11 protein-coding genes are annotated in these 9,894 nt (G+C 69.6%); 8 read left to right on the top strand and 3 right to left on the bottom strand.

Annotation, left to right across the window (positions count from 1 at the left end):
- Positions 1 to 85 precede the first annotated feature (85 nt).
- The 6 genes from HR086_RS06425 (at position 86) to HR086_RS06400 (ending at position 5,074) form a co-directional block, all read left to right on the top strand.
- Positions 86 to 436: a PspC domain-containing protein gene (locus HR086_RS06425; RefSeq protein ID WP_246137195.1), complete on the top strand. Its 351-nt coding sequence runs from the start codon at positions 86 to 88 to the stop codon at positions 434 to 436.
- Positions 437 to 684: 248 nt separating this feature from the next.
- A complete protein-coding gene (locus tag HR086_RS06420; RefSeq protein WP_174465136.1) occupies positions 685 to 1,875 on the top strand; it encodes a cytochrome P450 in 1,191 nt (396 codons plus the stop codon).
- Positions 1,872 to 2,216, top strand: coding sequence for an antibiotic biosynthesis monooxygenase (locus HR086_RS49385; RefSeq protein WP_141642949.1), 345 nt, complete (start codon positions 1,872 to 1,874; stop codon positions 2,214 to 2,216). The genes HR086_RS06420 and HR086_RS49385 overlap by 4 nt, the downstream gene beginning before the upstream one ends.
- Before the next feature lie 105 nt (positions 2,217 to 2,321).
- Positions 2,322 to 3,716, top strand: a complete 1,395-nt coding sequence (gene fumC, locus HR086_RS06410; RefSeq protein WP_174457886.1) for a class II fumarate hydratase — start codon at positions 2,322 to 2,324, stop codon at positions 3,714 to 3,716.
- 141 nt (positions 3,717 to 3,857) lie between these two features.
- Entirely contained in the window at positions 3,858 to 4,466 is a 609-nt protein-coding gene (gene clpP, locus HR086_RS06405) for an ATP-dependent Clp endopeptidase proteolytic subunit ClpP (protein WP_141642951.1), read from the top strand.
- A gap of 185 nt (positions 4,467 to 4,651) precedes the next feature.
- Positions 4,652 to 5,074, top strand: a complete 423-nt coding sequence (locus tag HR086_RS06400; protein WP_174465135.1) for a hypothetical protein — start codon at positions 4,652 to 4,654, stop codon at positions 5,072 to 5,074.
- Positions 5,075 to 5,092: 18 nt separating this feature from the next.
- On the opposite strand, the gene HR086_RS06395 is transcribed toward HR086_RS06400, so the two are convergent.
- Together HR086_RS06395 and HR086_RS06390 are read right to left on the bottom strand one after the other, a co-directional pair.
- On the bottom strand, positions 5,093 to 7,045 hold the full coding sequence (locus tag HR086_RS06395; protein WP_174465134.1) for a bifunctional UDP-sugar hydrolase/5'-nucleotidase: 1,953 nt from the start codon (positions 7,043 to 7,045) through the stop codon (positions 5,093 to 5,095).
- 132 nt (positions 7,046 to 7,177) lie between these two features.
- Positions 7,178 to 7,636, bottom strand: coding sequence for a DUF3293 domain-containing protein (locus tag HR086_RS06390; RefSeq protein WP_141642953.1), 459 nt, complete (start codon positions 7,634 to 7,636; stop codon positions 7,178 to 7,180).
- Positions 7,637 to 7,798: 162 nt separating this feature from the next.
- On the opposite strand from HR086_RS06390, the gene HR086_RS06385 reads away from it, so the two are divergent.
- A complete protein-coding gene (locus tag HR086_RS06385; RefSeq protein WP_174465133.1) occupies positions 7,799 to 8,554 on the top strand; it encodes a hypothetical protein in 756 nt (251 codons plus the stop codon).
- 151 nt (positions 8,555 to 8,705) lie between these two features.
- Positions 8,706 to 9,332 (top strand): hypothetical protein, encoded by a 627-nt coding sequence (locus HR086_RS06380; RefSeq protein ID WP_174457890.1) that lies wholly within the window; start codon positions 8,706 to 8,708, stop codon positions 9,330 to 9,332.
- Positions 9,333 to 9,339: 7 nt separating this feature from the next.
- Here the strand turns inward: HR086_RS06380 and HR086_RS06375 are convergent, their stop codons facing one another.
- Positions 9,340 to 9,855: an ester cyclase gene (locus HR086_RS06375; RefSeq protein ID WP_174465132.1), complete on the bottom strand. Its 516-nt coding sequence runs from the start codon at positions 9,853 to 9,855 to the stop codon at positions 9,340 to 9,342.
- Between the last annotated feature and the right edge of the window lie 39 nt (positions 9,856 to 9,894).

The following is a 9,894-nucleotide window of genomic DNA, read 5'->3' as shown; positions in this document are numbered from 1 at the left end:
GGGATGCAATCAGCGACGCCAGGGTGCGTAGGTAGGGATGAGGGTGCTTGACGCCAAGGGGGTTGCCCCTCTGGGGAGACAGGTCATGGACGCGATGAAGCGGTGCTCGGGATGCGCGGAGGAGATGAGGGCGGAAGCGGCGAAGTGCCCTCGCTGCGGGACGCGAGGGGAGCGGCTTCACCGGGGTGTGGAAGGACGGGCGCTGACGGGCGTGTGCGCGATGCTGGCTCGCGAGCTGGGCATCGACGTGGCGCTGGTCCGCGTGGCGCTCGTCATCGCCACCCTGTTCTCCGGCGGCACGCTGCCCCTCGTCTATCTGCTCCTCTGGGGCTTCACTCCTTCGTCTCCGGTGGGGCAGGCCCCGCTGCAGCGCACGATGGAGTGGCTGTCGGGACTCGGGCAGTCGGAAGCTTCTCGGGTCGAGCGCCGGGTTTGAGGGCGCGGATTCACGGGCCCGCGGCCACGGTAGACACGGCTCGCGGGCCCCTCGGCTCGGCGCGGGTCCCCCCGTCAGCGGACGGGGCCCCCCACGCCGGCCGTCCCGCTCCCTTGCGGCACATGGCGCTGGTGCACACCCTTCGGCTCATTTCGGTCCGCACCGAAACGTTCGTCCTCGGGGACCCGTAGAAGCTCCTCACCGCTTCGCACTCCATCCCGGAATGCACGGCGGTTCGAGGACTCCGGATGTCACCCCCTCTGGACCCCATCGCCGCCGCGACCCACCCGGACCCGTACCCCTTCTACGCGGACCTCGTCTCCCGACGACCCCTGTACTGGGATGACTCCCTTCGCCTGTGGATCGCCTCCAGCTCCGAGGCCGTTCAGGCGGTGCTCACCCACCCCTCCTGTCGCGTCCGTCCTGTCTCCGAACCGGTTCCTCGCGCCCTGCTCGGGTCGGCTCCCGGCGAGGTGTTCCGACGCCTTGCTCGCATGAACGACGGCTCCTCTCACGCCTTCGCACGGCGCGCCCTCGTCGCGCTGCTGCGCACGTGGGCGCCGCCTCGGGTCATCGAGGTCTCCGGGCGCTGGACCCGACAGCTTTCGCTTTCGGCTCCGAGTCACACGCTGACCTTTCTGCTCCCGGTGTACGTGCTCGGTGAGCTGCTGGGGCTTTCCTCCGAGTCGCTCCCCCAGGTCGCCTCCTGGACGCGGGACTTCGTGCGCTGCATCGTTCCCGGCGCCCACCCGGACACCCTGGGGCCCGCGACCTTGGCCGCGCGGTCTCTGCTCTCGGTGTTTCGCTCCGCGCTGGAGGCCCAGCTCGCACCGGGCTCGTCCGGCGGCCCCCTGGCTGTGCTGGCCCATGAGACGGCCTCGCTGGGGCCCCAGGACTCCTCGGAGGTGGTGGTCGCCAATGCCATCGGTCTGCTCTTGCAGACGCATGACGCCACGGCGGGGTTGCTGGGGCAGGCCCTTCGCGCCCTGTTCACGGACTCCTCGCTGCTCATGGAGGTGCGGGACGACGTGTCGCTGCTTCCTTCGTTTCTCGACGAGGTGCTCCGGTTCGAATCCCCCGTCCAGAACACCCGACGGTTCCTGGCCGATGACGCCGTTGTCGCCGGACAGGCCATGGCCTCCGGGGATGCCGTGCTCGTCGTCCTCGCCGCCGCCAACCGTGACCCCGCCCTTCATCCGGAACCGCAGCGGTTCGACCTCCACCGGACACATCCCCGGGCGCTTGCTTTCGGCGCGGGCGCTCATGCCTGCCCTGGTGATGGGCTCGCGAAGTCCATGGCTCATGGCGCCCTCCTGACGCTGCTCTCTTCGGACCTTCGCGCGCTTCGGGCGGCCGTCCTCGGGGCTGCGTGGATGCCCTCGCTCAACTCTCGCATCCCCGTGTTCGCCGCTGCTGTCCTCCCGGAGGCTCAACCATGATTGCCGTCATCTTCGAGGCCCGGCTCAGCGCTGACGGACAGCGTGAGTACCTGGACCTGGCCGACCAGCTCCGGCCGCTGCTGGCTCGCATCGACGGCTTCATCTCCATCGAGCGCTTCCAGAGTCTGTCCTCGCCAGACCGGCTGCTCTCCCTCTCGTTCTGGCGGGACGAGGCCGCCGTCCAGCAATGGCGACAGCTCGAGGCCCACCGCGCCGCCCAGGCCCGGGGCCGGGAGTCCGTCTTCGCCGACTACCGCCTGCGCGTCGCCACGGTCCTTCGCGACTACGGACCCCACGAGCGCGAGCAGGCCCCCGACGACAGCCGACGGGCTCACGGCTGACACCCGGATTGCTCACGGAGCGACGGTCCACACACCTTCCGGGTGCCAACGGCTCCAGCCTGTTATTCGTGGGCTCACGGACACTTTTCGCCAGGAGCCCCGCGCGTGAGCACCCAGAACGTTCGCATCGAGAAGGACACCTTCGGCCCCATCGAAGTCCCCGCCGACCGCCTCTGGGGCGCGCAGACCCAGCGCAGCCTCCAGAACTTCGCCATCTCCACCGAGCGCATGCCCCCCGGCCTCATCCGCGCGCTCGTCCTCGTCAAGAAGGCCGCGGCCCTCGTCAACGTGGAGAACGGCGGCCTGGCTCGCGAGAAGGGCGATGCCATCGTCCGCGCCGCCGATGAAGTCCTCGACGGCAAACACGACGCCGAGTTCCCCTTGTCCGTCTGGCAGACCGGCAGCGGCACCCAGACGAACATGAACACCAACGAGGTGCTCGCCAACCGCGCCTCGGAGCTGCTCGGCGGAGAGCGCGGCGAGGGCCGCAAGGTCCACGCCAACGACGACGTCAACAAGGGCCAGAGCTCCAACGACGTCTTCCCCACCGCCATGAGCGTGGCCGCCGCCACCTCCATCGTCGAGTACGTCCTCCCCGAACTGAAGGCCCTGCGCGATGTCCTCGCCGACAAGTCCCGCGCCTTCATGGACGTCGTGAAGATTGGCCGCACCCACCTCCAGGACGCCACGCCCCTCACCCTGGGCCAGGAGCTGAGCGGCTACGTCGCCCAGCTGGACCTCGCGCGCTCGCACCTGGAGCGGACGCTGCCGCACCTGCATGAGCTCGCGCTGGGTGGCACCGCCGTCGGCACGGGCCTCAACGCTCCCAAGGGTTATGCCGAGCGCGTCGCGAAGGAGATTGCCCGCCTCACCGGCCTCGGCTTCGTCACCGCCCCCAACAAGTTCGAGGCGCTGGCCGCCAACGACGCGCTCGTCCAGGCCCACGGCGCCCTCAAGGGCCTGGCCGCCGTCCTCTTCAAGGTCGCCAACGACATCCGCTGGCTGTCCTCGGGCCCCCGCTCCGGCCTGGGCGAAATCACCATCCCGGAGAACGAGCCGGGCAGCTCCATCATGCCGGGCAAGGTGAACCCCACCCAGAGCGAAGCCCTCACCATGCTCTGCGCCCAGGTCATGGGCAACGACGTCGCCGTCTCCATCGGCGGCGCCTCCGGCAACTTCGAGCTCAACGTCTTCAAGCCCCTCATCATCCACAACGTCCTGCAGAGCTGCCGGCTGCTCGCGGACGGCATGCGCAGCTTCCGGCTCAACTGCGCCGTCGGCATCGAACCCAACCGCGCCCGCATCCAGGAGAACCTGGAGCGCAGCCTCATGCTCGTCACCGCCCTCAACCCGCACATCGGCTACGACAACGCCGCGAAAATCGCCAAGCAGGCCCACAAGGAAGGCAAGACGCTCAAGGAGGTCGCCGTGGCGCTGGGCCTGCTCACCTCCGAGCAGTTCGACCAATGGGTCCGCCCGGAGAAGATGACCGGCCTGTAGGCCGCCCGTGTCCTACACCCCGCCTGGACGCCCCACCGAGGGGCATCCGGGGGGCCATCCCCGTCCCAACCGTGGGCCAGCTCACGCTGCGGGAAGAACGAGCGGGCGCGAGGGCGACAGGACGATTAGGGTAGGAAAGCCATGAACGTCCCTTTCGTCATTGAGACCACGCACCGCGGCGAGCGGGCGTATGACCTGTACAGCCGGCTCCTCAAGGACCGCATCATCATGCTGGGCACGCCCGTCAACGACGACGTGGCCAACATCATCGTCGCCCAGCTGCTCTTCCTCGAGTCCGAGGACCCCGACAAGGGCATCAACCTCTACATCAACTCGCCCGGTGGCTCCGTCACGGCCGGCCTCGCCATCTATGACACCATGCAGTACGTGAAGTGTCCGGTGTCCACCATCTGCGTGGGACAGGCCGCCTCCATGGGCGCCCTCCTGCTGCTGGCCGGTGCCAAGGGCAAGCGCTACGCCCTGCCCAACAGCCGCATCATGATTCACCAGCCGCTCGGCGGCGCTCAGGGCCAGGCCACGGACATCGACATCCAGGCCAAGGAAATCCTCCGCCTGCGCAGCTACATCAACGGCCTCATCGTCAAGCACACGGGCCACACCGTCGAGCGCATCGAGAAGGACACCGAGCGCGACTACTTCATGAGCGCCGAGGATGCCCGGCAGTACGGCCTCATCGACGAAGTCGTGGAGAAGCAGCGCATCATCTCTCCGTCCCCGTCCGCGAAGTAGCGTCGCACCGCCCCCGCTCTCATGGCGGAGCGGGGGCCGGGTGGGTGCTTCGAGCCCGCCCGTTGATTCCGCCCCCCGCCGCGCGCAGGTCCTCCGCTGGTGCACCGAGCAGGCGCGAAACCCGCGCGCCGCCGTGCCCGCTCCCTTGGCTGCGAGTGTCCTGGCCGATGCCCAAACTTGGACACATGTCCTGGCCCTGCTCGCGCACCCTCCGTCGACTCCTGCTGCCCGCCGCCATCCTGCTTGGAGTGGGCTGCGTGGGGCCCACCGGTCGCCCGCCCGTTCCCCCCTCCTCGGCCTCCGTGCAGGCGGAGCTGGGCGAGCGCGACGTCATCCAGGCCGGTGAGGAATACGCCCGCAACAACAGCTTCGTCCTGGCCCAGGCCGGCGAGGCCGTGGAGATCCGCCCCAACCTCTGGCGCATCCGCTTCGGCTTGAAGGACAAGCCCGGCCGGGGCGTGGAGCTGGAGTTCGACGAGATTGCCCGCCGGGTGACGCGCGCCCAGGAGATTGAAATCCTCCCGGGTTCCACCACCACCCCCGACAACGTCCCCGGACGGGGAGAGGACGTGCCCTCCGGCGGTCAGGGGCGAGGACCCGTCCCCTGACGCGGCCGGAGCCGGCCGCTACGGCAGCGCGGTGATGCGATTCAACGCCGGGGCGGGCAAGGGGCTCGCCGCGCTGCTGTGCGCCTTCAGGTAGGCCTCCATCGCGTCGCTGTCCACGGCGCCACCCAGCCGGTTCGTCCCCTCGGGGAGCACCTCGACGCCATCACCCCCACTCGCGAGGTAGTTGTTCGCGGTGACGCGGTACTCCGCCGTCAGGCTCACTGGCACGCCGTTGATCCGGATGGACGCCGGGTCGACGCGGTTTCCGATGGGCGCCGACGCGCTGAACGCATAGGTGAAGCCCGCCGACGGAAGCAGCATGATGGTGGCTCCCGACGGCTGCCACTGCCCCTCCAGCAGTTGCTCGATTTGCGCGCCCGTCAGCGTCAGGGTGACCAGGCTGTTGCCGAACGGCTGCGTGGTGAAGGCCTCGCCGTAGGTGACCTCTCCCTGGCCGATGTCCGCGCGCAGGCCGCCCGAGTTCATGAAGGCCACCTGCGCCCCACCCAGGTTCGCGGGCTTCGTCGCCTCCAACTGAGAGTCCGCGACGACGAAGCCCAGGGTGGACTGGCCCGCGGAGTCCGTCTGTGACCTGAGCGTCTGCGCCACCCAGCCGATGACCCGGTTGGCCCGCTGCTCGACGAGCCCCTGGTACTTCGTCACCAGCTCCTTCACCGCGCCGACCTCCTGCACGTCGCGAGTGACGATGACGTTGTTCGCTCGCGCCCCCACGACGTCGCCCGTCGCCTTGCTCAACGTCAGGTCGATGTCCGTGACGAGCCGCCCCATCGACGAGGCGCTCGTGACGACCTTGCCATCGATGACGCAGTTGTAGGCCTGATGCGTGTGGCCGCTGACGATGACATCCACCGCGTCGTTGAGGCCCTTGGCGATGCCCACGATGGCACCTGAGATGAGGCCGTCCGCACCCGCGCCCTTGCATTCGTTCACCAGCGAGCCCGGGGCCGGATTGCCGCCCTGGTGCACCACCACGATGATGGCTTCGATGCCCTGCTGCCGCAGCTCCGGCACCAGCGCGTTCACCGTCTGCACTTCGTCCTTGAAGGTGAGCCCCGCCACGCCCGTGGGGATGACGGCTTCCGGCGTGTTCTCCAACGTCATGCCGATGAAGGCCACCTTCACGCCCTCGAACTCGCGCACGTCGTAGCGGGGGAACAGCGTGCGGTCCACGCCCGTGGCCACGTTGGCCGCCAGGTACTTGAACTTCGCGCCCGGGAAGCCATCCCCGTCCAGGCAGCCATCCACCGGGTGGCAGCCGCCCGACTGCATGCGCAACAGCTCCGTGCTGCCCTCGTCGAACTCGTGGTTGCCCACCGCGACCAGGTCCAGGCCAATCAGGTTCATCGCCTCGATGGTGGGCTCGTCGTGGAAGAGCGCCGACACCAGCGGCGAGGCGCCGATGAGGTCTCCCGCCGCCACCACCACCGTGTTCGGATTGGTGGCCCGCAGGGCCGCGATGTGCCGGGCGAAGTACGTCACGCCGCCCGCGTTCACCCGCACCGGCCCACCGTCGGGGGCCACGCCCGCCAGAATCTGGCTCGCGGGCTCCTCGAGCTGCCCGTGGAAGTCATTGAACGCGAGCACCTGCACGCTCACCGTGGTGGGACCCGCGTCGAGCTTCCCCGCGTCGGGCGTCCCCGCGTCGGACGTCCCCGCATCGGACGTCCCCGCGTCGGATGTCCCCGCGTCGGATGTCCCCGCGTCGGGTGTCCCCGCGTCCGGAGGCGGCTGCAGGACGGGGTGCTGCTCGCAGCGCTTGTCGTCGCAGACCCACTCCTTTCCCTCGGCCGGTGTGCCGTTGTCTTCACGGCAGTCGGCGGCGTCCTGGCACTCGTCACCTCCGCAGCCGCCATGGGCGAAGAGGAACATGCCGGTGACAAACGCTCCGGCGAGCAGGAAGACGCTGGGGCGCGCTCCCGGAAGTGACGAGCGCGGTGTGGCTTGAGGCATCGACGGAACTCCAACGAACGGGGAGGGGGAGCCTACTCAGGTTCGTGGAGGATGGCGCGCCCTTCATGGCGGCACGGTGAAGCTCGCGCCTCGACTTCGTCTCGACACGGGGTTGCGACTCATCGCCCTGCTTCAAGGAGCGGGTGGCGGCGCCTCGCCGCCGCACAGCAGCAACTCCGCGGGCCCCCCGGTGCGGCCCACGAGGACGGCGACCTGTCCGTGGGCGCGGCCGAAGCGCTCCGCCTCCGCGCGGGGCAGGCCCGGCACGAAGAGGCTCTGCTCGGACCAGCTCCCGTCCTCCGCCTCACCGATGGCGGGCGCCACCACCCAGCCGCCCGCGATGAGCTGGGAGGTCAGCCGCTCCTGCGCGCGCTGGTTCTCGTCCTTGCCCCGAGGGCGCGAACCCGGATTCCAGGCTGTCAGGAAGGCCCACTCCCGATGCCCCCGTGCCGCCAGGGCGGCGTCGAGGGCGGGGTGCAGCCTTCCAACTCGCAGCACCTGCTCCACGCCTTCCGTGGAACCATGGGGGCGAATGACATACCGCGTCGCCCGGTAGGCTCCCAGCAACCGCTCCTGGTCGAGCTGTCTCATCGCCTCATTCTCGCGTTGCCGACACCCCGCTGTCAGCCCCGGGGGCGACAGGTTCTGGCAAAAAGGTGTCTGGATATTCCCGGTGAATGTTCAGAACCCCTCAACGTCGGGAGCCCTCGCAACGTTCCAATGAGGGGGCGTTTGGACGTGGGGCGGATCCAGATGATGCGTCGTGCCGTGGTCGTCGCCGCGCTGTGCGGGGGCTTGGGGGGGACCGGCTGTGTTTCGGTGAGTCATGTCCAGACAGCCGACACGCTGGGCGCGGGCAAGTTCCAGTTCGCCATCGAGCCGGGCGTCGGGGGCGCCGCCGTCATTGGTGAGAGCGGGGCGGCTGGCGTCTACTATCCACACATCGACCTCGCGGCGCGCTTCGGCGTGACGGAGCGCTTGGACCTGGGCGTGCGCTTCGGCTCGTCGCTGGCCGAACTCCAGTCGAAGTTCCTGCTCACCACCCCCGATGACCCGAACCTGGCCATCTCCCTGGCGCCCTCGGTGATGGGCGTCTTCCTGGGGAACGTCGACGACGCCATTGGCAGCTACGTCAACGTGGCGGTGCCCCTGCTGGTGGGCTTCAAGACGGCGGGTGGCTCGGAGCTGGTGCTGGGGCCTCGCGTGTCCGCGACGCGAATCGCCGCGGGCAGCTCCACCGAAAACGCGGCGGTAAATCTCCTGAGCGTGGGGGCCTCGGTGGGCTACGCGCTGCGCGTCACCGAGGGTTTCCGCCTGATGCCCGAGGTGGGCATCTCCGTCCCCATCGTCGGTGAGTTCAACACCACGGATTCCAGCTCGGAGCTGGGCGCGGGCTTCGAGGGAGGCTTTGTCCAGTTCAAGCTGGGCTTCCTCTTCGGCCGGGGTCGTTCCATCCGGCGCGACGTGCGGGACTACAACACCGCCGACTCGAGCGACGTCGACATCTGACGTGGCTTCCCTTCGGGCCCGGGCAACGGCTGTCCTGGGCTCGGCGGGTGGATGATGGTCCTTGTCTCTGGGTGTGGGGCGCGCGCCCGTCCCTCTTCCGCTAACCTGCCCGACTCCGGGCGTGCAGGGTCCGGTCAGAAAGAGGCTCGACATGGACTCGGTGGATGCGCGGCTGGAGCGACTGGAGCGCCGCTGTCGGCGGTTGCAGGGACTCACCTTCTCGGCGCTCGCGCTGGCGGGGGTGGGGCTGGGCACCGCGGCGTTGAAGCCCGCGCCGACGCTGGGGGGAGAGCTGGTGGCCTCGCGCCTGGTGCTCAACGATGCCCAGGGCCAGCGCCGGGCCTCGCTGGGGCTGGATGACTCGGGTGCTGCGGGGCTGGTGCTCCATGACGGCGCGGGACGTCCGCGCGCCTTGCTGGGCGTGGCGGTGGATGGCTCGCCCCGGCTGCGCTTCTCCACGGCCGGCGGCGAGTCCCTGGCCGAACTCACCGTGTACTCGGATGAAGCGCCGCGCCTGACGCTGTCCAAGCCCGGTGGCGTGGACCTGTTCGCGGTGGGGCTCCAGGTGGACGGCTCCTCGCGGCTGGAGCTGGCGGACGCGGACGGGCGGCCTCGCGCGATTCTGGGCGCGGATGAGCACGGCTCGCCGGGGCTGATGCTGGTGGACCGCCGGGGTCAGCCTCGCGTGGAGCTGAAGGTGAGCCCCGCCGACGGCGCCAGCCTGCGCGTGGAGGGCCGCGACGGCGAGGTCTTCCAGGCGCCCGCCGTCCTGCAGTGACGCCACGTCACTGCTGGGGCGGAACGATTCTGTAGCCGCGTTGCAGGAGCGGGGCGAGGCGGTCGGAGATGTCCCAGGACTCCACCACCTTGCCGTCGCGCATCCGGTAGAGCGAGTGGCCGTTCAGCGCGAGGGGACGGGGCTTGCCCGTGTCGTCCGGGTGCTTCACGTCCGTGCCCTCGGCCTTCCAGTGCACCAGCACCATGTCTCCGTCCGCCACCACGTGGAGGACGTCGAAGCGCAGGTCCGGGAAGGCCTGGAACGTTGCCTCGGCCTGCTGGCGCACGGCGGCCGGGCCCACCACGTCCGTGGGCGCTCCCGTGGAGTGGTCCACGTAGTCCTCGGAGAACAGCTCCGCGACGCGGTCCAGCTTGCGCAGGTTGTAGAGCTCCTCGGTGAGCCGTCGCGCCTGCTGGCGGTTCTGCTCCTCCAGCGCGGCGGCGCGCTCCACCGGAGACACGGACGCACACGCGGACAGCATTCCGAGCACGCAGAGCCACATCGTCGTCGCGGGGCTTTTCATGGCCTGGGAAGCTGCGCAGCGCCGCCCAGGCCGTCAGCC

The sequence above is a fragment of the Myxococcus sp. CA039A genome (assembly GCF_013336645.1).
Taxonomy (GTDB): domain Bacteria; phylum Myxococcota; class Myxococcia; order Myxococcales; family Myxococcaceae; genus Myxococcus; species Myxococcus llanfairpwllgwyngyllgogerychwyrndrobwllllantysiliogogogochensis.
This window is presented reverse-complemented; position numbering and strand designations above follow the sequence as displayed.

What these genes read in the sequence shown, in the direction of transcription:
- HR086_RS06380 (WP_174457890.1), top strand. Translation starts at nt 8,706, where the DNA reads ATGGACTCGGTGGATGCGCGGCTGGAGCGACTGGAGCGCCGCTGTCGG.
- HR086_RS06385 (WP_174465133.1), top strand. Translation starts at nt 7,799, where the DNA reads ATGATGCGTCGTGCCGTGGTCGTCGCCGCGCTGTGCGGGGGCTTGGGG.
- HR086_RS49385 (WP_141642949.1), top strand. Translation starts at nt 1,872, where the DNA reads ATGATTGCCGTCATCTTCGAGGCCCGGCTCAGCGCTGACGGACAGCGT.
- HR086_RS06420 (WP_174465136.1), top strand. Translation starts at nt 685, where the DNA reads ATGTCACCCCCTCTGGACCCCATCGCCGCCGCGACCCACCCGGACCCG.
- clpP (WP_141642951.1), top strand. Translation starts at nt 3,858, where the DNA reads ATGAACGTCCCTTTCGTCATTGAGACCACGCACCGCGGCGAGCGGGCG.
- HR086_RS06390 (WP_141642953.1), bottom strand. Translation starts at nt 7,636, where the DNA reads ATGAGACAGCTCGACCAGGAGCGGTTGCTGGGAGCCTACCGGGCGACG.
- HR086_RS06425 (WP_246137195.1), top strand. Translation starts at nt 86, where the DNA reads ATGGACGCGATGAAGCGGTGCTCGGGATGCGCGGAGGAGATGAGGGCG.
- HR086_RS06395 (WP_174465134.1), bottom strand. Translation starts at nt 7,045, where the DNA reads ATGCCTCAAGCCACACCGCGCTCGTCACTTCCGGGAGCGCGCCCCAGC.
- HR086_RS06375 (WP_174465132.1), bottom strand. Translation starts at nt 9,855, where the DNA reads ATGAAAAGCCCCGCGACGACGATGTGGCTCTGCGTGCTCGGAATGCTG.
- HR086_RS06400 (WP_174465135.1), top strand. Translation starts at nt 4,652, where the DNA reads ATGTCCTGGCCCTGCTCGCGCACCCTCCGTCGACTCCTGCTGCCCGCC.